Annotated in this window: 21 protein-coding genes; 9 read left to right on the top strand and 12 right to left on the bottom strand. The window is 60.6% G+C overall.

Annotated elements, in window-relative coordinates; translation table 11 throughout:
- Positions 1 to 9: 9 nt before the first annotated feature.
- On the top strand, positions 10 to 831 hold the full coding sequence (locus MHX65_RS06930; RefSeq protein WP_239269431.1) for a hypothetical protein: 822 nt from the start codon (positions 10 to 12) through the stop codon (positions 829 to 831).
- Here the strand turns inward: MHX65_RS06930 and MHX65_RS06925 are convergent.
- The 8 genes from MHX65_RS06925 to MHX65_RS06890 form a co-directional block, all read right to left on the bottom strand.
- Complete coding sequence (locus MHX65_RS06925) at positions 809 to 2,863, bottom strand: ATP-dependent DNA helicase UvrD2 (RefSeq protein ID WP_239269430.1); 2,055 nt, start codon at positions 2,861 to 2,863, stop codon at positions 809 to 811. The genes MHX65_RS06930 and MHX65_RS06925 overlap by 23 nt on opposite strands.
- Positions 2,856 to 3,587, bottom strand: coding sequence for an NAD(+) diphosphatase (locus MHX65_RS06920; protein WP_239269429.1), 732 nt, complete (start codon positions 3,585 to 3,587; stop codon positions 2,856 to 2,858). Before MHX65_RS06920 ends, MHX65_RS06925 begins: the two co-directional genes overlap by 8 nt.
- Positions 3,588 to 4,706 (bottom strand): potassium channel family protein, encoded by a 1,119-nt coding sequence (locus MHX65_RS06915; RefSeq protein ID WP_239269428.1) that lies wholly within the window; start codon positions 4,704 to 4,706, stop codon positions 3,588 to 3,590.
- 99 nt (positions 4,707 to 4,805) lie between these two features.
- A complete protein-coding gene (locus MHX65_RS06910) occupies positions 4,806 to 7,985 on the bottom strand; it encodes an ATP-dependent helicase (RefSeq protein WP_239269427.1) in 3,180 nt (1,059 codons plus the stop codon).
- The gene (locus tag MHX65_RS06905; RefSeq protein WP_239269448.1) at positions 7,978 to 11,085 is read right to left on the bottom strand and encodes an ATP-dependent helicase; all 3,108 of its coding nucleotides are present in this window, start codon (positions 11,083 to 11,085) and stop codon (positions 7,978 to 7,980) included. Before MHX65_RS06905 ends, MHX65_RS06910 begins: the two co-directional genes overlap by 8 nt.
- Before the next feature lie 32 nt (positions 11,086 to 11,117).
- Positions 11,118 to 11,906, bottom strand: coding sequence for a hypothetical protein (locus MHX65_RS06900; protein WP_239269426.1), 789 nt, complete (start codon positions 11,904 to 11,906; stop codon positions 11,118 to 11,120).
- 10 nt (positions 11,907 to 11,916) lie between these two features.
- Positions 11,917 to 12,870: a DUF3152 domain-containing protein gene (locus MHX65_RS06895; RefSeq protein WP_239269425.1), complete on the bottom strand. Its 954-nt coding sequence runs from the start codon at positions 12,868 to 12,870 to the stop codon at positions 11,917 to 11,919.
- Between the two features lie 66 nt (positions 12,871 to 12,936).
- Entirely contained in the window at positions 12,937 to 13,161 is a 225-nt protein-coding gene (locus MHX65_RS06890) for a DUF3107 domain-containing protein (protein WP_239269424.1), read from the bottom strand.
- A gap of 73 nt (positions 13,162 to 13,234) precedes the next feature.
- Between MHX65_RS06890 and MHX65_RS06885 the strand changes: the two genes are divergently transcribed.
- Together MHX65_RS06885 and MHX65_RS06880 are read left to right on the top strand one after the other, a co-directional pair.
- Positions 13,235 to 14,575: a DEAD/DEAH box helicase gene (locus MHX65_RS06885; protein ID WP_239269423.1), complete on the top strand. Its 1,341-nt coding sequence runs from the start codon at positions 13,235 to 13,237 to the stop codon at positions 14,573 to 14,575.
- Complete coding sequence (locus tag MHX65_RS06880) at positions 14,572 to 15,810, top strand: Rv3212 family protein (RefSeq protein ID WP_239269422.1); 1,239 nt, start codon at positions 14,572 to 14,574, stop codon at positions 15,808 to 15,810. Before MHX65_RS06885 ends, MHX65_RS06880 begins: the two co-directional genes overlap by 4 nt.
- Before the next feature lie 35 nt (positions 15,811 to 15,845).
- On the opposite strand, the gene MHX65_RS06875 is transcribed toward MHX65_RS06880, so the two are convergent.
- On the bottom strand, positions 15,846 to 16,325 hold the full coding sequence (locus MHX65_RS06875) for a hypothetical protein (RefSeq protein WP_239269421.1): 480 nt from the start codon (positions 16,323 to 16,325) through the stop codon (positions 15,846 to 15,848).
- 516 nt (positions 16,326 to 16,841) lie between these two features.
- On the opposite strand from MHX65_RS06875, the gene MHX65_RS06870 reads away from it, so the two are divergent.
- The 3 genes from MHX65_RS06870 (at position 16,842) to MHX65_RS06865 (ending at position 18,462) form a co-directional block, all read left to right on the top strand.
- Entirely contained in the window at positions 16,842 to 17,102 is a 261-nt protein-coding gene (locus tag MHX65_RS06870; RefSeq protein WP_005277545.1) for a WhiB family transcriptional regulator, read from the top strand.
- Positions 17,103 to 17,206: 104 nt separating this feature from the next.
- Entirely contained in the window at positions 17,207 to 17,281 is a 75-nt protein-coding gene (locus MHX65_RS11615; RefSeq protein ID WP_369707509.1) for a 50S ribosomal protein bL37, read from the top strand.
- Between the two features lie 731 nt (positions 17,282 to 18,012).
- Positions 18,013 to 18,462, top strand: a complete 450-nt coding sequence (locus tag MHX65_RS06865; protein ID WP_239269420.1) for a hypothetical protein — start codon at positions 18,013 to 18,015, stop codon at positions 18,460 to 18,462.
- 354 nt (positions 18,463 to 18,816) lie between these two features.
- On the opposite strand, the gene MHX65_RS06860 is transcribed toward MHX65_RS06865, so the two are convergent.
- Both MHX65_RS06860 and MHX65_RS06855 read right to left on the bottom strand, forming a co-directional pair.
- Positions 18,817 to 19,089 carry an anti-sigma factor gene (locus MHX65_RS06860; protein ID WP_239269419.1) on the bottom strand — a complete coding sequence of 91 codons (273 nt, stop codon included), beginning with the start codon at positions 19,087 to 19,089 and terminating at the stop codon, positions 18,817 to 18,819.
- Positions 19,089 to 19,691: a sigma-70 family RNA polymerase sigma factor gene (locus tag MHX65_RS06855; RefSeq protein WP_239269418.1), complete on the bottom strand. Its 603-nt coding sequence runs from the start codon at positions 19,689 to 19,691 to the stop codon at positions 19,089 to 19,091. Before MHX65_RS06855 ends, MHX65_RS06860 begins: the two co-directional genes overlap by 1 nt.
- 36 nt (positions 19,692 to 19,727) lie before the next feature.
- Between MHX65_RS06855 and ybaK the strand changes: the two genes are divergently transcribed.
- Complete coding sequence (gene ybaK, locus MHX65_RS06850; RefSeq protein WP_239269417.1) at positions 19,728 to 20,234, top strand: Cys-tRNA(Pro) deacylase; 507 nt, start codon at positions 19,728 to 19,730, stop codon at positions 20,232 to 20,234.
- On the opposite strand, the gene MHX65_RS06845 is transcribed toward ybaK, so the two are convergent.
- Complete coding sequence (locus MHX65_RS06845) at positions 20,217 to 20,867, bottom strand: SOS response-associated peptidase (RefSeq protein ID WP_239269416.1); 651 nt, start codon at positions 20,865 to 20,867, stop codon at positions 20,217 to 20,219. The two genes, ybaK and MHX65_RS06845, sit on opposite strands and share 18 nt — an antisense overlap.
- Here MHX65_RS06845 and aroA point away from each other — a divergent pair.
- Complete coding sequence (gene aroA / locus MHX65_RS06840; protein ID WP_239269415.1) at positions 20,866 to 22,167, top strand: 3-phosphoshikimate 1-carboxyvinyltransferase; 1,302 nt, start codon at positions 20,866 to 20,868, stop codon at positions 22,165 to 22,167. The two genes, MHX65_RS06845 and aroA, sit on opposite strands and share 2 nt — an antisense overlap.
- Positions 22,160 to 23,194, top strand: coding sequence for a ribosome small subunit-dependent GTPase A (gene rsgA, locus MHX65_RS06835; protein ID WP_239269414.1), 1,035 nt, complete (start codon positions 22,160 to 22,162; stop codon positions 23,192 to 23,194). Before aroA ends, rsgA begins: the two co-directional genes overlap by 8 nt.
- Position 23,195: the final 1 nt, after the last annotated feature.

Here is a 23,195-nt window from a genome sequence, read left to right as displayed (position 1 = left end):
GAGAATTCCGTGGTGCAATTCGGAATGGACGCCACCCGGGTGGCGGTGGCGGATACGGGCAATGCACAGGGCGTGGCCCGTGCCTTTGCCACGGCCCATCAGCCGGTCGATTCCGGGGAATTGGCGGCGCGGTTGGAAGCGGCCGGCTTGGATAGCGCCGCCGCCAGCAGCCTCATCGATGATGCCTTGGACTATGGCATTCTCTGGTCCCAGCCACCACATCCAGAGCAGCCTGAAACCATCATCATGCTGGGCGAATCCCCGCTTGCTCTGGAGTTGCGCGCCCGCTTGGCAGCAGATGGATATACGGTGCGCATCCCCCTTGATGAGGACAATATCTTTTCCTATATCCACGACCTCGATGGGCTTTTTACGGTGCTTGCCATCGACCAGCTCCATTGCCCCATCGATTGCGCCAATGCGCTTGCCGGAACCCCAACGACGTGGCTACCCATCTCCCTCCTAGATAACCGCGGCATCATCGGGCCCCTGCGCGTGGAGGGGCAAGGCCCCTGCCCACTGTGCATTCACTTATACCGCGTGGATGCGGATCCGCAGTGGACCACCATCGCCTCCCAGCTCACTAGCGTGCGCAGGCAGCCAGAAAAACTAGTCATCGATGCTGTAGCGGCCCAAGCACAGGTGGTGGTCCGCCGCTTAAGCAAGCGCCCCTTACCGCCAGGCGCGCCAACCTCATTTCCGCGCCCAGGCCAACAATGGGAGGTAGACGTCTACGGCCGCCACCAGCAGCGCACGGCCATCGCCCATCCGCGCTGCCCGGTGTGTTACGGCGGCAAGGTTAACCTGGCTACATCCGCACCGAGCGAATGACCTCTAGGATTTGCTCGCCGTAGCGCTCCAACTTATTGGGCCCAATTCCAGATATAGACAGCAGCTCCGCTTCATCTACCGGCAGCTCTTCCGAGATGGCCTGCAGCGTGGCATCGGTAAAGATAACGTATGCCGGAACCTTTTCTTCCCGAGCGACCTGCGCGCGCCACGAGCGCAGGGCGGAAAAGACCTCATCATCGCCATTGCCCTCGCAGTCTTCATGCCGGCCAATGACCTTTTCCGCCGGTGTCTCTAGTACCCCACTGCACACGCGGCAGCGTTTCGGGCGACGGGAGCGGCCACTTCCCGCAGCCGATTCCACGCCTGGCGCGATGCCATCGAGAAACCGGGTGCGCTCCCGGGAGGCCCTGGAACCGGCGGTCTTCGCCAATGCCCACGACAGGGCTAGATGCTCGCGGGCGCGGGTAATGCCTACATAAAACAGGCGGCGCTCTTCCTCGATCTGCTCGTTGCCCGCTTTGATGGCGTGGTTGATGGGCATGAGCTTTTCGCTCAGCCCGACGAGGAAGACGGCGTCCCACTCCAAGCCCTTCGCCGCGTGCACCGTAGCGAGGGTAACGCCCTCCATAGCGGGGGCTTGCTTATCAGTGGAGCGGCGGCGCAGCTCGCCCAGCACGCCATTGAGATCGATGCCCGGGGTGGATTCCACGATCTTTTCGATCAACCCCACCAGCGCGTTCAGTGATTGCCAGCGCTCGCGGGCCTGCGCGCCCTGCGGTTCGGTCGCGCTGAGCCCAAGCTCGACAAAGGCGGCACGCGCAATCGCCACGGGGTCCTCCGGTAAATCATCGCGGCGCGTGGCGGCAATGAGCACGCGAATGGCCTCCAGAATCTCCGGGCGGCGGAAGAAACCTTCACCGCCGCGGACTTGGTAGACCACTCCGGCATCGGCAAGCGCCTGCTCAAATTGCTCCGACTGGGCGTTGATGCGGTACAAGATGGCAATTTCTGAGGCCGGCACGCCCTGGTTGAGCAGGGTCAGCACCTGCCCGGCCACCTCCTGCGCCTCATTTTCCTCGGACTCGTAGGCCTTAAACGTCGGCTCCGGCCCAGGCTCGCGCATGCCCTGCAGCTCTAGGCGGGTGCCCGCCGCGCGCCCCGTAGCCTTGCCGATGACCCGATTAGCCAGGTCCGTGACCTGCGGCGTAGAGCGATAGTCGCGCTGCAGCTTGACGATGGTCCCGTCCGGATAGCTGCGCGAAAAATTCAACAGGTACTCCGGCGAGGCGCCGTTGAAGGAATAGATGGTCTGGTTGGCATCGCCCACCACGGTGAGATCATCGCGATCACCCAGCCAGGCGTTCAGCACGCGCTGCTGCAGGGGCGTGACGTCCTGGTACTCGTCAACGACGAAGGTGCGGTACTGCTCGCGAAAGGTCTCTGCAATGGCCGGGACATTTTCGATGGCTCCAGCGATGTGCATGAGCAGATCATCGAAGTCCAAATGCATCATATCCGGCGTAGCCTTGGCCTTCTCGTAGCGCCGGAAGGCCTCGGCTACCTTAGCGGCATCGGCTGGAGCGGTGCGATCCGTTTCCGCGATGACGCTCTCATAATCCTCCGCGCTGACCAGCGCGGATTTTGCCCATTCGATTTCTGCCAGCACGTCGCGGATCATGTCTTTGGAATTATCCAGCCCCACCGAGCGCACCGCGCGGGCTACGAGCGGGAATTTATTATCCAATAGAGTCCACGGCAGATCGCCTGCGACCTGCGGCCAGAAATACTTCAGCTGGCGCCGCGCGGCCGCGTGAAAGGTCTGGGCCTGCACGCCAGCCACGCCCATCATGCGCAGGCGATCCCGCATTTCTCCTGCCGCACGCGCGGTAAAGGTCACGGCCAAAACGCGCTGGGGGTTTACGAACCCTTGATCCACCATGTTGGCGATGCGATAGGCAATGGTGCGCGTCTTACCGGTGCCCGCGCCCGCCAAAATGCACACCGGCCCGCGTGGGGCGGTGGCCGCGCGGCGTTGATCCTCATCCAGCAGGGATAAATCCGGCTTATTCACCGTGATACCACTCCATAATCATCGTGTGTGCGATAGAACCCGCGGTGGCCAACGGGAGCTCAGGCAGCTCGGCGCGGGTCACCCAACGAATTTCTTCCAGTTCCCCATCAGTATGGCAGGTGGCCTGGACATCCGATGTCTCTGCGTGAAAGCCCAGCATAAGCGAGCCACTCGGCGGCCACGGCTGGGAGCCCCAGTAGCGAAGATTGTCAATGCGGCGCCCGGTTTCCTCCATGGTTTCGCGGGCAAAGGCGGCCTCAATGGTCTCGCCCGGTTCCACGTATCCGGCGATAAAGGAAAAGAAGCCATTGCGCCCGCGATTGCGCGCCAGCAAAATCTTCTCCTCGCCCTTGAGCTCAATGAGCCCGATAACCGCCGGGTCTAGGCGCGGAAATACCATGCGGCGCGAATCCTGCGGATCGCGGCCAATAATACCCGGCGTGGGATAATCCAACGGGTGGCCCGTGCGCGGATCGAAGCGCTGCTCCAGCCGGTTGCGAATCAAGGCAATGGCCTGCATGACGAGGGAATCATCGGCGAAAAAGGTCGCAGGTTGTAGCTGCCCCATGCCCCGCGCAATTGCTTCCGGGCAGGCAAAAACGTGCAGCGTGCCGATGTCCACCATCTCCGGTGTCCCCACGCCCTCCGGCAATTGCTCCACCAACGCGGCGTCCCCGCTCGCGGTGGCAGGCACTAGACCCGTGTGCGTTACGGGCAAATACAATTAATCCTCCTCGTCCTCATCTTGCACTTCCACGGGTTGTTCCAAGTCATGCTTGATATACAACAGGCGGTCGCCCGGTTTCAGTGCGGAGGCATCAGCAGTATCGACGCGGTGGAGCTCGTTATTGCGCAACACCGCGAGCACGATATCCGCCAGGTGGCGTGGGTTGGACCCGACCTCGAATTCGCGCACGGCGCGCTCTGATACCGAAAAGCCCTCGTTGGGAGAAAGCAGGTCTTCCATCATTTCCACCACGGTGGGGGTCACGGTGGCAAGCCCCAGCAGGCGGCCGGCGGTCTCTGCAGAGGTAACCACGGAATCGGCACCGGATTGGCGCAGCAGGTGGCGGTTTTCGGACTCGCGCACCGAGGCCACGATCTTGGCCTTAGGGGCGAGCTCGCGCACGGACAGGCAGCACAGCACCGCGGTATCGTCCGAGGATGGGGTGACCACCACGGAGGTTGCGTGCTCCACCCCGGCGATCTTGAGCACGTCCTGTTTGGTGCCCGAGCCAAAGATGGTGACCAGCCCGTGGTGTTCCGCATGCGCCAGCGAGGCGCGGTTATTATCGATGACCACGATTTGGGAGGTGGGCACGTCGTCTGCCAAGAGCGCGGCGACCGCCCCGGCACCCTTCGTTCCATAGCCGATAACGACGGTGTGGTTACGCAATTGCTTTCTCCAGTTCTGGATTTCAAAGGTGCGGCGGGCCTTGTCCGTGAGCACGGAGAGCGTCGCACCAACCAACAGCACAAGGAAGATGAGGCGGGCTGGGGTAATAAGTACGAGGTTGATAAACCGCGATTGCTCCGTGACCGGAACGATATCGCCATACCCCACGGTGGTCAGCGTGACGGCGGCATAGTAGGAGGAATCCAAAAGCGACATGTCCTCGCTATAGCCCCCGCCGTCTAAGTACACCACGACGGTGACAAAGATGAGGATGCCGAATGCCCACAGCGCGCGTTTAGCCAACTGGCGCCACGGGCTGGCATTTTGATCCTTGGGCACAGTGATGACATCAAGGAGCGCGTGATCAGGTTGCGAGGACAACTCGACCTGCGGCAAAAAGCGCTGTTTAATACGCCCTTTGAACACCTTCGCATGTTTTTTGGCCACTGGCCCAGCCTTCTTTTCTGGATCGATTTTTGATTCCGCCGGTTATACGGGGACGCAATTATCCATTCATCGTCCGCATTCCGTCCCCATACCTTAGCCCTAGTGGCCTGCTACTGACGATTCAAGCAGGCTACGCAGCTCCTCACCTTGGGCTAAAGTATCTGGCTCAAAAGTATAACCATCGTGAACGTAATGGAAAGCGGCGCGGATTTTATCGCCGCCGTGGATGCGCCGCCAGGCTTCGGCATAAACCGCCAACTGAATCTTCGCCGCGTCCATGGCCGCGCCCTTCGGCGGCCGCCCGGTCTTCCAATCCACCACCATCCAGGTGCCATCTGCCAAGCGGAAGACGGCATCCATTCGCCCGCGCACCACCGCACTGCCGATGGTGATTTCAAACGGCGCCTCCACAAAGTCCGGCTGGCGCTGCGCCCATTCGGAATTCAGGAAGGATTCCTTGAGCTCTTCCAGATCGAAATCCTCTGGCTCATCGATGCCCGGCAATTCCTCTTCCCCTAGCAGCGCGGGGCTGCCAAAGCGCTCTTCCAACCACGCGTGGAAGGCGGTGCCTCGCTTGGCATAGGAATTGGGCTTAAACGGCACCGGGCGGCGTTGCCGGCGCGCAAACTGTAGCGGATCGCTGCCCAAGGCCACCATGTCAGAAGCGGTAAGTTCACTGGGAAGTTCCACATCCACAACCGGTTGTTGCAGGGACTTGTATTCCTCAATGAGCGCGCCCGCATCCTGTTCCCACAACTCGAAGGTCTCGCCGTGGCTCAGCTCAGGAAGGTCCTCCATGGCGGCCAGGACCGCATCCGCGCCGGCCAGGGAATCCGGATCCGCTTCGAGGGCTGGGAAGAGCCCGCTTTCTGCCCCATGAGCCGCGGTATCCACCGGCTCTTCGGGCACCGTCCACTCCCCCACGTACTGGGGGAAGGATTCTTTTAGCCTTTCGAGGTACTCATACGGGCCCTTCTTGGCCTTGCCCGTCCGGTTATTCGTGCCGGAGCCGGTAACGGTCAACGTGGACTCGGTTCTGGTCAAGGCCACATAAAACAGGCGTGCTGCTTCCTCCGCATTATGCGCGCGGTCATCATCCAAGAATGCCTTGCAGGCCTTTTCAAATTCGGAACGGGTGACCGCATCGGGTGAGACCTCGATGTAGTCATTGTCACCGGGTACCTTCTCGATCTTGGACAAAAAGGTCTCTGCTTGGGCCTTATAGCTTGAAGAGTCAGCGTGCACGACATAGACGTGCTCCCACTCCAAGCCCTTGGCCTTATGCACGGTCATAATCTGTACGCGATCCGTGGAGGCGGGCACCTCCCCAAGCCCGAGGCCATCTTCATGCTCGCGAGCGAGCTCCAAATAATCTAAGAGCGCATACAAGGAGTCTCCGTGGAATCCCGCGACGATATCGGCGAATTTATCCAGGTGGGTGGCTCCCCCGGCGCTGCCGCGGGCAAGGACCTCGGTGCGGATATTGAAGATGGCCTCAATATCCGCAAAGAGATCGCTTAAAGGCTTAGACAGCGAATAAGTGCGCAGGTAGCGCAGCTTGGCAGATACCTCTTCCATGCGCGCCAAGCCCTGCGGGGTATAGCGATCGCGCTCGCCGAGGTCCGCCAGGGCATCGGCAAGCCCCACCGTCTGATCAGGGCCCTCAGCCGTAAGCTGCGCTAATTGGGCGCGCAGATACTCCTCAGGATCCATGCCCTCTTCCCACTGCAGGCGCTCTTGTTTTGCTCCCGCCAAGTTCTTTTGCCGCGCGGCAAGGGCTTGGATATCGCCCATGCCCAGCCCGCAAATGGGCCCGGCGAAAATGCGGAGGGCGGCTTGCGCGTCTTCCGGCCGCACCAGCATGGTCGCCAGCGCTACAAGGTCCTGGATTTCCGGTTGCCATAGCAGTCCACCCAGACCATTGATTTCATTGGGGACATCGACGGCGTCCAAGGCTGCTGCAATGGCCGCGGTTTGCCGGTTGGTACGCACCAGCACCGCTGCGCGAAAGCCATCGCCCTCGCGCGCATCCCACTGCTGCCTTAATTTCTGCGCAATATAATCATGTTCCTCATCTTCGCTGGCGAAATAGCCGAGCTCAATCTCGCCCTCGCCCTTGTGCGGGGCCGCATGCAGCTCATCGACGGGCCGCGGGCCGCCCCCAAAGACCCCGGCTGCTACCGAGTTGGCCAGCTCTAAGGCACCCGACGGGTTGCGCCACGAGGTAGTCAGCTGATCCTTGGGAGCAGGGGTGCCATCTGCCTGCGGGAAATCCTCCACGAATGCGGTGAGGTTTTCTGAGGTAGCCCCGCGCCAGCCATAGATAGCCTGCATGGGATCGCCGACCGCGGTCACGGAAATGTCCTTGTGCTCCCCACCAAAGAGGCTGCGCAGGAGTACACGCTGAGCATAAGACGTATCTTGATATTCATCCAGCATGATCACGCGGTAACGCTGCGCCTGTTGCTTGCCCACCGCCGGGTGCTCTTGCGCGAGGCGCGCTGCCACAGACATCTGCTCACCAAAGGTGATGACCTGCTGCTCTGCCTGGGCGCGCTTGAGTTCCTCGATCAATGGCACGTACTGCACGCGCAGATCCTGGACATTGATGTACTTCTGCAGGTCCTTGGAATACTCGCCCTTCGTCCTCGGCGCCTTTTCCAGGTTGTCAATATCAGCGCGGAAATCCCGTGCGAACTCGGCGATATCATCCGGATCTTTCAAGGAATTGTCCATATCGGAAGTGATCTTGAGCAGGGTTTCCGTAATGGAGCCCAAGGTCTTTTCATCCGATAATTTGCCACCGTAGTTTTTCACCACGTCATAGGCAATGGCGAAGCGCTCTGCCTCCGTGATGATGCGCGCCGAGGGCTCTACTGGGACCAGGAGGCCGTATTCGCGCACGAGCTCGCCGGCATAAGAGTCATAGGTGGCCACGGTGGGCGCGATATTGTTAAGCGCCTCGGCGGCGGGGCTACCGGGGACGATGAGGCCGGAATCGCGCAGCTGAATGAGCTGGCGGCGAATGCGCTGTTCTAGTTGCTGGGCCGCCTTGCGCGTAAAGGTTAGCCCCAATACCTCTTCAGGGCGCACGTAGCCATTGGCCACCAAATAGACCACGCGGGAGGCCATGGTTTCCGTCTTACCGGCACCCGCGCCGGCCACCACGAGCTTGGGGCCAAAAGGACTCTCGATGACGTGGGCTTGTTCCTCGGTGGGTGGGTAGTCCTTGCCCAGTGCTTTCGCTATTTGTTCCGGGGAAAAATTCTGCTTAGGCATGGATGGTCATCTTTCCTTCCTCCTGCACTGGGCAGATGATACGAATGGGGCACTTATCGCAATCTTTATTGGTGCGCGCGGTAAGTTGCGGACCACGCAGTTCCGCTGCCAGTGGTGGCAAAAGTGCGGAAAATTCTTCCAGCGCCTCCGCGGTGAGCTGGCTTTGTGTGCGCGTGGTGATTTTGCTGGAATCTTTTCCGGGATAGACAAGCACCCCGCCTGCGCGCGGCATCCCTTCGCCATCGCGCACGCGCTGCCCGTCAAAGCTTCCCCGGGACAAGGCCAATTGGTAGGTCATTAGCTGGCGGTTTTCTTCCGCCTCTGCCTGCGTCGCTGCAGATTTACCGGTCTTGAGATCCACGACCAAGTAGTTTCCGTCTCCATCCTGCATCAAGCGGTCCATGAAGCCGCCCACCCGGATATCCGGGGTGACCTCGACGTAGACGGGTACTTCTACCCCGGCGAGCTCGTTTTTCACCTCGGATTGCTGTGCCCATTGCTGCGTGCGTTCCAGCAGGCGAGAAAACTCTTCCAGCTTGCTCTGTAGCTGCCACTGTGGAACGTCCAGGATGAGCTCATAGGCCTCCATGACGAGCAGGCGCGCCTTTTCTGCATCCATGCCGCGGCCGATGGCCTCCAAGAAGGCGTGTGCCATGGTGCCGCGCAAAAGGTGCTCGGCGCCGCTGGGATCTTCGGCCAAGTTTCCCACGATCGCCTTGAGCGGGCAGTTAAGCAGGGCTTCGACCCGGGATGGCGATAGGCTCTTGCTACCGCGCAGCTGCGTATGCGAGGCCACAGAGCGCGCGGAGAACCACTGGTCTGGATGGGCGCCTGGGATTCCCGCCTGCGCTAAGCGCGCCAGCTGCCGGGCCGCCTGACGTCGATCCGCCTCGCCGGAATCTGGGTTCGTGACCACGCGGCGCAATTGCGCCACAAAGGAAGGGACGGAAAGCACCGATATATCGAGGGGATCGACCTCGAGCCCATCGCGCAGGGACACCGGTGCCGGCTCAGGAACATCTAAGCCCAGCTCGCGGGGAAATTGGGTGGCGCGCAAGGCGCGGCTGGCCTCCCGGCGCGCCATTGTGCCGGGCACATCGACCCCGCGCCCGGTAAATTCCGCGATGAAACGGGAGGGCTCTGCAAAGGCATCCTCGTTGGGGTTTTCCACCGCGGCGATGAGCAACCGGTTCCGGTGGCGCGTGGTGGCGACGTGGAAGAGCCGACGCTCCTCGGCCAGACGGGAGGCAATGTGGCTAACAGGGGTATCAGGCTCAATATCGCGGTCCAGGAGATCGATGAGATCTTCTTGGCCAAAAATGGAACCGGTCTCCCCCAGCGAGGGCCACGCGCCTTCTTGGGCTCCGGCGACGATGACGGTATCCCATTCGCGGCCGACGGCGCCGTGGGCGGTGATGATCTCCACGGCCCGTGGGATGGCGGTGCGGCGGTCGCGCACGCCGGTGGGCAGTTCTTGTTCGGTGATATGGGTTAAAAAGGACTGCAGTGAGGATCCAGGGCGGCGCTCGGAGTAATCACCGGCGGCGTCAAAGAGCGCCATCATGGCATCAAGATCGCGGTCCGCCTGCGAGCCGGTGGCGCCGCCGCGCAAGGCGGATGCCTGCAGGCGCATATCCAGCTCGGTAGCACTCCATACCTCCCACAGAATCTCTTCCACAGAGGCTTGGGCTTGTATGGCCTGCCGGCCCGCGGCGAGTACCGCGCGCACGCGCTCCAGGATGGAAAACTCGCGCTCTGTGAGCTGGCCATTGAAGTCCGGCAGCTCGCCCTGCAAGAGCTCGCGCAGGCTATCCATGCCGCGCGTATCGGGCGCCCACCGGCGCAGACCGCGAATCAGGCGGCGCAGGGTGACGGGATCCGCCCCGCCCACAGGCCCGGTCAGCAATTCCTCAAGCTCCGCATTGCTGAGGTCTTCTTCCAAGGCGCGCAAGGCAAGGAGCATGGCAGATACTAGGCGCTGCTCAGCCAAAATGACGTCGGTTGGGCTGATATGCACCGGCACCCCGGCCGCCAGCAAGGTGCGGCGCATCTGGCCAATATCCGCCGTTGAGCGCACGATGACGGCGATATCGCGCCACTGCACGCCATCGTCCAAATGGCGGCGGCGCACGGTATCGGCCACCACATCGCGCAGGCGGCCCTCAGAATCCACGATGGAAACGCAGGCTGGGGATCCGCTGCGATGCGGCTGCGAAAGCTCCACGGAGTGTTCCGCGGGAAATTCCTCAAGGAACTGCGAATTCGCACCGCGGAAGGCAAAGACGGATTGGTCCGCATCGCCGCCGATGACCAGCAATTGTGCATCGGGGGCCAAGCGAGAAATGAGCTCGCCCGCAGTGGGATCCAATAGCTGGGCATCATCGACCACGATGGTGTGCCACGGGTGCGAACTCGTAAGTTCTGGGCGCAGCAGGACCTGGTTGACTAGCTCGGCCGCGGAATAGGAGTGCGCCCCGGATAGGGCTTGGACGCGTTCGTATTCGCGCAGGAACGTACCGGCGGCAACCCACATACTGCGGCCGTACTTGGCTCCGAGGTTCTCCAAATCCGCGGGGCTTAGTCCTCGTTCGATGGAGCGCAAAAGAAAATCGCGCAATTGGCGGGCAAAGCCTACGTACTCTAGGGCGGGTCGGACTTCCTCCGGCCAGTCGCCGTGGCCGGACTCCGCGTGGCCTTCGAGCAATTCACGGATAACGGCGTCCTGTTCCGCGCCGGTGATAAGGCGCAATTCCTCATCGCTAGCGCTGCGCAGGAGGGCAAAAGCCAGGGAGTGGATGGAGCGAACCATGGAGGACTGCGCCGCATAATCTTCGAGGCGCTCAGAAAGCTCGCGGCGCAATCGAGCACCGGACTCCTTAGAGGCGGCAACCACGAGGATGCCGGAAGGGTCTGCCCCCGTCTCCTGGGCGCGGTCGAGAGCATGAATGACGGTATCGATAAGAAAACTGGATACGCCGGTTCCGGCGGTGCCGGTTACCTTCCAGGTACCGGTTTCCGGCAGCTCAACGGGCCAGGATCGGGCGTGTGCGGACGTGGTGCGGGCGATGAGTCGTACCTCGGGCGACGGCGGTAGGACCACTCCCGCGCGGGCGGTGGAATGGGGATCGTAAGTCACCGCCCCAGTATTGCAGATGCCCTAGACACGAGAAACTGTTCCACCCGCTCAATATTGGAACGCACATTCGAGCGCGAGCGCGGGTTAAGATCATTAATGTGCCGACGATAGGACACCGCTCGCAGCAAAAGCTCCTGCATGCCTGGCACATGGCCAAACCGCTGGCAGATATCATCATCTACCACTTGTGCGATCAGACCATCCACGATCACAAGCGCTGCGCTCCACCCGGCTGGGCGCGCGGATTGGCTCGGCACGAGATCCACGATTCCTGGTGGGTGCGCGCCATAAAAGACCGTGGTGGTCAGCAGGGCGGTATGGGCGGTGATCAAGGGGACATCGGCAAGCGCGGCCTTATCGTAGGCCTCCCCCGTCTCCGCCCAGGCGGTGCGCTCCGCGCGGGCAAAGGCATCATCGCGGTGCGCACCCGGCGGCGCAGGTGCATTGGCCATGGCATCGTCCAAGCGCAAAGCCGTCTGCGCTGCTTCATCGATGCGCCCGGTGACCTCGCCGGGAAGGAACTGCGTCGCCTTCCACCCGGCGGCGGTGTGGCGGCCGTCGCTCGCTAGTACCGGCCGCGATACCCGCGCGCCCGGCACGCTGAGTTTTTCGCGCACCTTGGCAGACCACGCAGCGAAGGGGCCGGCCTGGGAGTAGACCACGTCGCCCACCTTGATGCCGTTATCCCATACTGGGCCCAGCTGATCGCCTTGGGCCCGGCGCGAGCCTGTCGCTCCGGTTTCTGCGTGGAAGGCGCTTAAAACATGCTCTGGGGGAAGCGGCATCCAGTACTCCTTATTGGGGTTGGTGGGGATCCTTTTGCTCCGGATTAGGATATGGCCACGGATTGGGCTCGCAGGTCACATCCTCATCAGGATAGACCTCCTTGGGATTGCGGTCATGCAATTCCTTGTTGTTCAAACTCAGCGTCTGCTGCATCATTACCGGGGCCAATTTGCCCTCGCCGCCGCATTGTTGGTGGGAGGCATATCCGATGGCGTGGCCCAATTCATGATTGATGACGTACTGGCGGTAATTGCCCAAATCGCCCTCAAAGGGCGTGGCCCCGCGCACCCACCGCGCCTCATTAATGATGGTGGTGGATTCGCCGGTAAACATGGTGTGACAGGAGGTTTCCGTCTCAATCTTCTCGCCACACCGCTCCGCGGCCGTGGTCAGAGAGGTCAGCTGGATGCGGGTATCGGGATCGTCTGCGGAGGCAACGTGCTCGAATTCGAAGTCACCTCGAGCGGTCCACCCGCGTGGATCCGCAAGGGTTGCCTCCACCATTGCGGCAAAGGCATCATCTCCGCCGTAGGGAGCGGTATTGAGCCCATCTTCTACCTCGATGGAATAGCGCACCTTCTTCTCGCCGCCCTCGCCCGCTACAGCGCCGGGGCGGCCGATTCCGTGGAACGTGCCCTTGCCCTTTTTGGTGAAGTCACTTCCAGGGGGCATCTCACTAATCTCGCGCTCTACCGCCTCCGCGTTTGCGGGGTCAGGCCCCGTGAGATCCTCGTGGGTAGGGGTGGCGGCTGCGGTGGTCTCGGCGCTGGATGCATCGCCATTGTCATCGGCCGAAGAGCCGGACGCGATATCCACAATCACCCAGATGGTAAGCAGCACCATCACGGGGATAGCCACCACACGCCACCAGCCGTAGCGGCGGGCGAACCGGACCACCGGGTTCGGATGATCCGGGATTCGCCCATGGCTATGGTGAGCCTTGCGATTCTGCCTACTTTCCATAGGCATTGAGCGTACCCGGTTGCCTATTCAAAAACTGAATTAGCAAACCTTTAAAAAGCCCCAAGCTTAGGCGCCGGCGAAACCGACGGACTGCTTCTTCGCGGCACCAACTTCGACGTACACCACGCGGTCAGTGCGCACGAGGTACTTGCGGCCCTTGTCATCTTCTAGCTCCAACGTGGAGTTTTCCGCCAGGGCGCTATTAATCTTTTGCGTCAGCTCCGCCTGCTCGCCACTGGTGCTAATGATCAGCTCGCGCGGGGTATCTGCAAAACCAAACTTGATATCCATAAAATTATCCTCCTTTAACGAGAGTTTTACATGCCAATGGCCCCACTATAACCATCCCGGCTACTATCAAGGTGTGTCTGTCATAAAAACCCAGCCACCGACCTTCGCGGAACTCGGCGTCGCCGCCGAAATCTGCGATGGGCTCGCTGACCGTGGCATCGCGCGAACCTTTGCAATCCAGGAATTAACCCTGCCCATTGCGCTTAAAGGCCAAGACCTTATTGGCCAGGCGCGCACCGGCATGGGCAAGACCTTTGGCTTTGGCGTGCCGCTGCTCGATCGCGTTTTTGATGACGCGGATATTGCCCCGCTGGATGGGACACCTCGGGCGCTCATCGTCGTTCCCACCCGCGAGCTAGCGCAGCAGGTCACCGCGGATTTGCAGGACGCGGCTGCGCACCTGCCGGTCCGCCTCGCCTCCATCTACGGCGGGCGCCCCTATGAGGAGCAAATTAAGCTTCTCCAGCGCGGCGTCGATGTGGTCATCGGCACGCCAGGCCGCCTGCTCGATCTGCACGAGCGCGGCGATCTGGTCCTGCGCCACGTCGCCATCGTGGTGCTCGATGAGGCCGATGAGATGCTGGACCTAGGCTTTTTACCCTCCATAGAGGCCATTTTGGAAGCGCTCGATGGCAACGCGCACCAAACAATGCTGTTTTCTGCCACCATGCCCGGCGCCATCTTGAACCTATCGCGCCAGTTCATGAATAAGCCCGTACACATCCGGGCCGAATCGGATGCGGATGAGGTCACGCACGAAACCACCCGCAAGGTCACCTTCCAGGCCCACCGCATGGATAAGGTGCCGGTCATCGCGCATATCCTGCAGGCCCAGGGCCGGGGTCGCACCATCATCTTTACCCGCACCAAACGCTCGGCCGCGCAATTGGCCGATGACCTTGCTGAGCGCGGCTTCCGCGTCGGCGCCGTGCACGGTGACTTGGGCCAAAAGTCCCGGGAGAAGTCCCTGCAGGCCTTCCGCTCGGGCGAGGTGGACATCCTCGTCGCCACCGATATCGCGGCGCGCGGCATCGACGTCGACGATGTCACCCACGTCATCAACTACCAGGTTCCCGATGATCCCATGACCTTTATCCACCGCATCGGGCGCACCGGCCGCGCAGGGCACACCGGCACCGCCGTCACCCTGGTGGGCTACGATGAGCTGGCCAAATGGCAGGTCATCAACGATGAACTAGGCCTAGATACGGCCACGCCGTCGCAGTGGTTTTCCACCTCCCCGGAGCTTGCCCAGGCGCTGTCCATCCCCGCTGGCGTGCAGGAAAAGGTGGGGCCGGCCACCAGCGTGATTGGCCAACTTCCGGCGCATAAGCGGTCTGCGGGACAAGCCCAATCGCGGTCCCGGGACGGGTCTCGGCGCAGCAAGGGCACGCCCCGAGGAGGGCGCCGATGACTAAGGCCCCCATCTTGCGGGCTACCGCGGCGGATTGGAAGGCCACCGGCGTCATCGGCGCTATCTGCGCCATCGCGGTGGGCGGCGCGGTCGCCACGGCCAATATCCACCAGGCTGACCTGCACCAAGAGGCCGTTCCTGGGGAAAGCGATGCCGCCGTGCTTGCCGATGTCCCCTCCTCCCTCACCGCCGCCTACAGCCTGCCCAACCAGCCCGTACCCGGCCAATACCGCGCCATTTCCGCCCACGGGTTGAGCATTAGCCACGATGGCGATGTGCTCACTGCCACCAATGCCGACGGCTCCACGGCCTGGACCTATACCCGCAGCGATGCCGAACTCTGCTCGCTATCGACTGCTTGGGGCAAGGTGGTTGCCACCTATCGCACGGGCGTGGGCTGCGGGGATACGGTGGCCATCAACGCCGCGACGGGTGAATATGACTCCACCCGCAGTGCCATCAATTCCCCGGACGTTATCCCCGTGCGATCCAATGACCGGGTAGGTACCGTATCTGCCGGGCGAATCGACCTATGGCGCTCAGATCTCGTGCGCACCGTGGAATACGGCGACGTGGAGGCCAAGCAGGAGGCGCAGAAGCAACCGCACGAGGAATGCGCCATTTCTTCGGCGCTCACGCGTACCGAGAACCTCGCGCTGACGGAATCATGCCCGGAGGAACCTCACACCACGTGGTTAAGGTTTCAAAACACCACCCCGGAGGACTCCCGGGAACCAGAAATGGACGCCGATGTCTCCCTCGAACGCGATGGGGCGCGGCTTATCGCGGTGGGCCAAGACGCCGCCGCGGTCTATATCCCCGGCCCAGAACCCCGCATTGAGTCCTATAACAACCAGGGCGACAAGCTTTCTTCTACCCCCGTAAAGCCTTCTGCCGCCATCGATTCCGGCACAAGTCCTTTTGCCCCAGCCGTAGCGGATCTCCCGCACCACATGACGTGGTTTGATGGGCAGCGCCTCTACCTTCTAACCCCCAGTGATTTGCACGTCGATCACGTCATTGACGGTGCCATCGGCACCCCGATTTCAGTGGCTGGGCGCATGCTAATGCCCACCGAAAAGGGTATAGCCGTGGTGGACTGGTCTACCGGCGAGGTACTGCGCGAGATAGCCGTCGACCGCGGAGGCTACCGCGGTCCTGTCCACCTCACGTTGGCGGGCGAGACCATTGTAGAAACCCGCGGCGATACCGTCGTTGGCCTCAGCAGCGACTAAGCGAGTGCCACTCGCGGTTCCCGCGCGAGTGGCCCTTAGAAATTCGAGGCGGCCCACTCTGAGGACTCGCGCCTAAACATCAAGAGATAAAGCACCGCGACCGCGCTTAGCAGTGTGATAGTTCCCAGCACCGGGGATCCACCGCTATACATTTGAAACGCACTCGCACCCAGGATGAGCTCTACGAGGACCACGGCACCTCTTCCCCATCGCTTTCCCTTCACCATGGCCCAGGCGCCCGCGATGACAAAGCCAAAGACAATGAAGATAAAGATGGCGGTGCCAAGCCCTACAAAGCTTCCTGATCCGGAATCAGAGACCATCGAGTCATTTTCCGCACCCACCGCTTCGCGCACAATGAGGAAAATGCCAAAACAAATAACCGCGATGGATTGCACCGTGGCAATACCAGCGCCTATCAGCACCGACTGCGGGGCACTCTCCGGTGCCGGCGCGGGCGCTGCCGACTTATCTCGCTGCTGTTTATTTACCTGGCGTTTGTTCTGCTTAGACACAAAGCCACAGTCTACTAATCCGGCGCGAATTTTTTCTGCGCCACCCACGGTGGGCCTCGATGTTGCCAGCAGTAGCGCGGGGGCAGGGGGCTGAACTGGGAAATTTGACGGTCTCTTCCTCACCACACTCACCATATAACACCTATAGCTGCAGCTCACGGCGATTCTCACAGGTTTCTTTAAAATTCGATTTTGACATTTATGGCCCCCACACTGCACCTATTTGCGTGATGTTAACCACAATTTAGCCTTTAACCCTAGCGGCGATCGGGTAAACATGTCATGATTCTCTAGTAGCAAAAAGAAAGAGGGCGTAAACCTCTTCTTAACCTGGAGGAAACTTCAGGTAACAACACCGTGAACCATAGGCGGCGGCGACGCTGGCCCGACCTCGAGGCCGGGCCCCACTGCTAGCAGACCAGTTCACACACCACCTAAAAATCAAGGTGCTTTCCTGCCCCTCATGGATTGCGCTCGTATTTACTGCTGTCAAAAATTTGTTAGGAGATATCAATCATGGATTGGCGCCACGAAGCCGTTTGCCGCGACGAAGACCCAGAGCTGTTCTTCCCAGTAGGTAACTCCGGCCCTGCTCTTACCCAGATCGCTAAGGCCAAGCTGGTCTGCAACCGCTGCCCCGTTGCCTCTTCCTGCCTCAACTGGGCACTCGAGTCCGGCCTCGATGCCGGCGTCTGGGGCGGCCTGTCTGAAGAGGAGCGCCGCGCCCTCAAGCGTCGCCGCAACCGCGGCCGCGGCCGTTCCCGCGTGTCCGCCTAAAAGCGCGGACCCGGGGAGCCTAACCCCTACCCCAATTTTCGTTTCGGCGCCCTTAGCCGCTACAGTTGAATAAAGTTCAGAAACCCTCAACGAAGGAGTGCGCAATGAGCAAGCGTGGTCGCAAGCGCAAGGATCGCCGCAAGAAGGCCGCTAATCACGGCAAGCGTCCTGGCGCATAACGTACAGCACATATTAAAAGCCCGGTTTCGTACCAGTTCACCTTAAGAACTCGTACGGCCGGGTTTTTAATCTTTCTATTAGAAATCCGACTCTCGGAGCAGTAGCGACCAGGGCGCTCATTTGGGTTGGTACTACTGGTCCATATCGGGACATCGGTCATAGCTTCCCCGAAGTGCACTAATTGAACTCATTTCGTGGTTTCCTTTTGCCGGCTTCCGTTAGCAGGTATAGCGATCGGCGATGGTGGCCCCTGTTACATATGGGTGCCCATCGTCCGTAAGCTGTTCGCCTCAACTACCTCCTCAAGGCGAAAGACACTTGACGACGACGAGTATGCAGGACTAGCCCGAGACTCACCGTGCAAACTGGTAGTAGCCGGAACCCGCACAAACATCGCTCCTCACTACGCCCAAATTGATGGAGTAGAGACATACTAAATCTTGCTGACACCAGAAACCGATTTAGGCGCATAATTATCCTCGGGGCAGCGATTCTCGCCTTCTTCACTTCGACAACATCTCTGCTGCACCCCACAGAGCCGAATCTTGAATCCTCAGGACACAACAGCCAAATCTTCGTTGTAGAAAAGTGAATGCTGGAATACACTCGATCGTCTAAGAAGACAGCAAAACTGGGTACTGGGCTATATCCGCAACCTGTTTTCGACAAGACTTTAAATCAATATTCAGGGGCTTGGGTTATACGCCCTGCATAGCCCGAAAGGAATCTCATGTGGCTTGACGGATACCATCAGCAATTCGGAAATAGGCTGGAAGACTTCCTTTCAACAACAGTCCCCACGACACTTGCAGACCTTACGCCTCTTCAGCGCAAGCAGGTCACCGATGGCACAAAAGAGTTTCCCTTCGAGATCGTACTCGAAATCTTAAACTCTAAACACAGCTATGAAGAGAAAGCATCCCGCATCCTCGCCATCAACGGCACATGGATGAATGCGATGTCAGGGAGTCAGTGGGCACTTGGCCCTTTAAGTAGCACGGCCTACTCCGAAAGAGTAGGTATAGGCATCAGATGGGGCGAGATCGCTTTTTCACCGTTGCTAAACATCGCAGAAAACCTTATCGATACGTATCCCATCTGGCCGGGCGTACTCATGGAATTTGCTCACATGCAAGAAGACAATCGTGATTACTACCGCCAGCGAATTCAGAAAAACTAGCGCTGGTACCACCAGAGAGGTACCAGCCCCAAAACAGAACCCGTTCTTCAACTATTCGCAGGATGCGTATTTACCAGTCGGGGCCGGACATGACCCCAGAAAATGGACACGTCAGGGCTAGGCCCCTACTATTTGCCTATCCACTCGCATTACGCCCCAGGGCGTGTGGGTAGGGTTTGACTCGCGGGTTGACCGCTGCGAGTGCGATCCTATGGAAAATTTTTTCTACAGCACCGCTTCGGCAGAGGGCGCCTGACGGTAAGTATGCTTGCTTCTGAACTGGATGAGGAAACACGGCAGTACGAACTGTCCCGACTCTTGTTGCGAGACGTTCGCAGCTCTGAAGGGCGCTTCTTACCAGCGGGATTCGATCTCCGTAATTTCTATCGAGATGCGGCGGCGCAGCGATTGCGGTGCCTTAGCTTGGCCGGCACAGCAATTGCGCACGAGGGAGCGGACGAGCTCTTCGCGCTCTAGTCGTTGCTGGCAAAAATCACATTGGGCGATGTGCTCGCGGATGGCTAAAGCGCGGGCGTAGGTCGTGGATTCATCGAGAAGCTCGCAAAATAGGTTGTGTACCTCAGTGGAGCTACACGCACCACAGTTCTTTCCGGTTGCGCCTTCCATTACTTCTCCTCCATGTCCGGGTGTTCTAATCCAATTCCTTGTTCACGTGCTACGTCCTTCAACGCCTTGCGGAGCATTTTTCTTCCACGATGTAGCCGGGACATCACCGTTCCCAATGGAGTATCCATGATTTCGGCGATTTCTTTGTACGCTAAGCCCTCCACATCGGAGTAGTAGACCACCATCCGGTAGTCCTCAGGTAGGTCATTAATGGCCTGCGAGATGGACCTATCTGGCATCTCTTTAAGCGCTGCCACCTCGGCGGATTCCAAGCCGGTGGAATCGTGTCCCGCGGTGGTATAGAGCTGAAAATCACTCAGATCATCGGCAGAAGACTCGGTAGGGCGCCGCTTCGCCTTGCGATAAGAGTTGATGTAGTTATTGGTCATGATGCGATACAGCCATGCCTTCAAATTCGTTCCCTGCTTAAAGGAATGAAAGGACTTATAAGCCTTGAGATAGGTCTCTTGCACCAAGTCTTCCGCGTCTTGCGGGTTTCGCGTCATGCGCAGCGCGCCGCCATAGAGCTGATCAAGCAGCGGGAGCGCTTCCTTTTCAAAGCGGCGCTGCAGCTCCTTTTCGCTCACTGTTTCTTTAACCACACAATCTATCCTAACGTCTCACGCTAAAATTCCTATATGGCCAAAAAGTCCCCGCATGCCGCTACCCCGGCCCTGAAAGTCATCGAAGATGCCGGAGTCAAGCACTCCGTATCCACCTTTGAAGCGGGCAAGGATCACTTTGGTGATCGTGCCGCGGCGGCCTTAGACGTAGAACCCGAGCGCGTGCTGAAAACGCTCATTATCGATCTCACTGCGGGCAAAGGTCCGCGCCGCGAGCTGGCGGTATGCGTGATTCCCACGACGCACCATTTAAGCCTCAAGAAGGCAGCCGCTGCCCTTGGCGTATCTAAGGCAGCCATGGCGCAGGTGCACGATGCCGAGAAATCCTCAGGCTACGTGCATGGCGGCATTTCCCCGCTCGGACAAAAGAACCCGCTGCCCACGGTGATCGAGGAATCCGCGGTGCTTTTCGATACTGTCTTTATATCCGGCGGCCGCCGCGGCCTAGATATCGAGCTCAACGCAGAAGAACTCGCGCACTTGTGCGGGGCCGACTTTGCCGATCTACTGGCGGATGAGTAGCTCCGGGTAGTCATTGGAGACAGTCCCCACGGCCTTATCCACCGCGTGGTAGTCGAATCCCCGCAGGCCAGTGGGCACTAGCAGCTCCTTAGCTTCGTCGGCGCTGCCCTCGAGCCAGGTGCGCATCTCCTCCGGCGCCAAAAATCGCGGCAAGCGGTGGTGCAGCCACTCCATCTCTTCGGTAGCCGCGGTGGTCACGATGGTGGCAGAGAGCCGATCCAGCCCGGTATCCCAGAGCCCCGCGGCCCACAGCAGGCCCTGGTCGGGATGGACGTAGTACGGCGTCTTGGTGGAGCCATCCTTGTGCCACTCGTAATAGCCGTTCATGGGGATAAGGCAGCGCTGGGATTTAAAGGCCGTGCGAAAAGACGGCTTGCTCGCCACCGTTTCTGCCCGGGCATTAAAAAGCGGCGGGCCATCCATGTCTTTCTTCCACTGCGGCAACAGCGCCCACCGCGCGGGTTCGACTTCCGCCAGTTCTTCGCGCACGCGCACGATGGGAATGGGCTGAGTAGGGGCAATGTTATATCGCGGCCCGGGCGTGCCCTGTGGGGCGTGGACTTCCTGGACACCTGGGAGGTTTCCCACCTCATCGAGGAGGGACTCGGTAAAAAGAACGAATCTTCCGCACATGGCCTCTATTATGGACACTATGTCTCAACCTTGGACCGCCCCGCTGGCTACCAGCCCCGTTACGGGGGAACACCAGGTGCCAGGATCGAAATCGATTACCAATCGCGCCTTCATCCTGGCCGCGCTGGCTGATTCCCCGTCCATCCTGCACGCCCCGCTGGTATCGCGCGATACGCAACTGATGGAGGACGCACTCAGTGCCATGGGGGTTCGCTTCACCCATGACGGCGCCAATATCCACGTCCAGCCTGGGAAGCTGCACGGTGCCAGGGTGGATTGCGGGCTGGCCGGCACCGTGATGCGCTTTGTGCCGCCGGTCGCAGCGCTGGCGGATGGCCCGGTGCGCGTCGATGGCGATAAGCAGGCCTATAACCGCCCCATGTCCACGACGCTGGATGCGCTGCGCAGCCTCGGCGTCGATGTGGAAGGAGGTAGCCTTCCCTTTACGGTGTCCTCCAACGGCGTGCCAGAAGGCGGCAAAGTCACCATCGATGCTTCTGGTTCTTCCCAGTTCGTCTCCGGCCTGCTGCTGAGCGGGGCGCGCTTTTCCCAGGGCATCCAGCTCACCCACGAGGGCGGCCAGCTGCCATCTATGCCGCACGTGGAAATGACGGTGGGCATGCTGCGCCAGGCGGGCGTGCGCGTGGATTCGGATGGCACCACGTGGACGGTGCACCCCGGCCCCATCGCCGGCCGCGAATGGTTCATCGAGCCGGATCTCTCCAATGCCACGCCGTTCCTCGCCGCAGCGGCGGTCACCGGCGGGCGCCTGACCATCAAGAATTGGCCGGCGAATACCACCCAGCCGGGCGATGCCATCCGCCAGATCCTGCTGGATATGGGCGTGATGGTAACCCAGGAGCACAACAACGTCACAGCAGAGGGCAACCCGGCGGGAAGGTTGCAGGGCATCGAGCGCAACATGGGCGATATCGGGGAGCTTACCCCCACCGTTGCGGCCCTGTGCGCGCTCGCAGAAACGCCGTCCCGGCTCACGGGCATTGCCCACCTGCGCGGCCACGAGACCGACCGTTTGCAGGCGCTCGCGGCGAATATCAATGCGCTGGGCGGCAGGGTCACCGAGCTTGACGATGGCCTGGTGATCGAACCCGTCGAACTCCACGGCGGCGATTGGCCCTGCTACGCCGATCACCGCATGGCCACCGCCGGTGCCATTCTGGGTTTGAAAGTCCCTGGTATCCAGATTGAGGATATTTCCACCACTTCCAAGACCTTGCCCGGCTTGGCCCGCATGTGGGAGACGATGCTGCACCCCGACCAACAGGATTTACATGGCTAGACGTTTCGGTTCCTTTGATGAATCTGATGTGCGCGTGCGCCCCGGCAAGGGCTCGCGCCCGCGCACCAAGGATCGGCCCAAGCACAAAAATGCCAAATACGGCATGGTAATCACCAAGGACCGCGGGCGGTGGGGCGTCGCGCTTGACGATGGCCCCCACGTCACCGCCATGCGCGCCCGCGAGCTGGGCCGCACCGCCATCGAGGTCGGTGACCGCGTCGGCGTGGTTGGTGATACCTCTGGTGCGAAGGACACGCTGGCGCGCATCGTCAAGCTGGCGGATCGCACCTCCGTGCTGCGCCGCACCGCCGATGACACGGATCCGTATGAGCGCATCGTGGTGGCCAATGCCGATCAATTGCTGATCGTTTCTGCCGTGGCAGACCCTCCCCCGCGATCAGGCTTTGTCGAGCGCGCCTTGATTGCCGCATTCGTGGGCAACCTCCACCCCATCCTGTGCCTGACCAAGACGGATCTTGCAGACCCAACGCCGTTTGCAGAAGAATTCGCCGACCTAGATGTCACGGTGGTCGAAGCCGGAGTCGAGGATGGCCTAGATGCCGTGCGCGCGCAAGTAGATGGCCATATTACCGCGCTCATCGGGCATTCCGGGGTAGGCAAGTCCACGCTGGTCAACCGCCTGGTTCCAGATGCAGAAAGGGAAACGGGGGAAGTATCGGGCATCGGCAAGGGCCGGCATACCTCGACGCAATCGGTGGCCCTCCCCTTGCCCACCGACGCTCCAGGCGCCGAATCTCAGGGCGGCTGGATCATCGATACGCCGGGCATTCGCTCCTTCGGGCTGGCGCATGTGGACGCGGATACCGTCCTTGGCGTTTTCGAGGACCTCGCCGCGGCCATTGAGGAATGCCCGCGCGGCTGTACGCACGCGGGGCCACCGGCGGATCCCGAGTGCGGGCTCGATGATCCAGAAATCATTCCCGAGGGCACCGCTACCGCCCGCCGGCGCGATGCGGTACGCGGGCTGCTGCAAGCCCTGCGCACCAACGTGGAGTGGGAAAACTAGC

The sequence above is a fragment of the Corynebacterium sp. ACRPS genome (assembly GCF_022346005.1).
GTDB lineage: Bacteria > Actinomycetota > Actinomycetes > Mycobacteriales > Mycobacteriaceae > Corynebacterium.
Note: the sequence above shows the minus strand (reverse complement) of the source record. Positions and strands in the feature narration are given on the sequence as shown.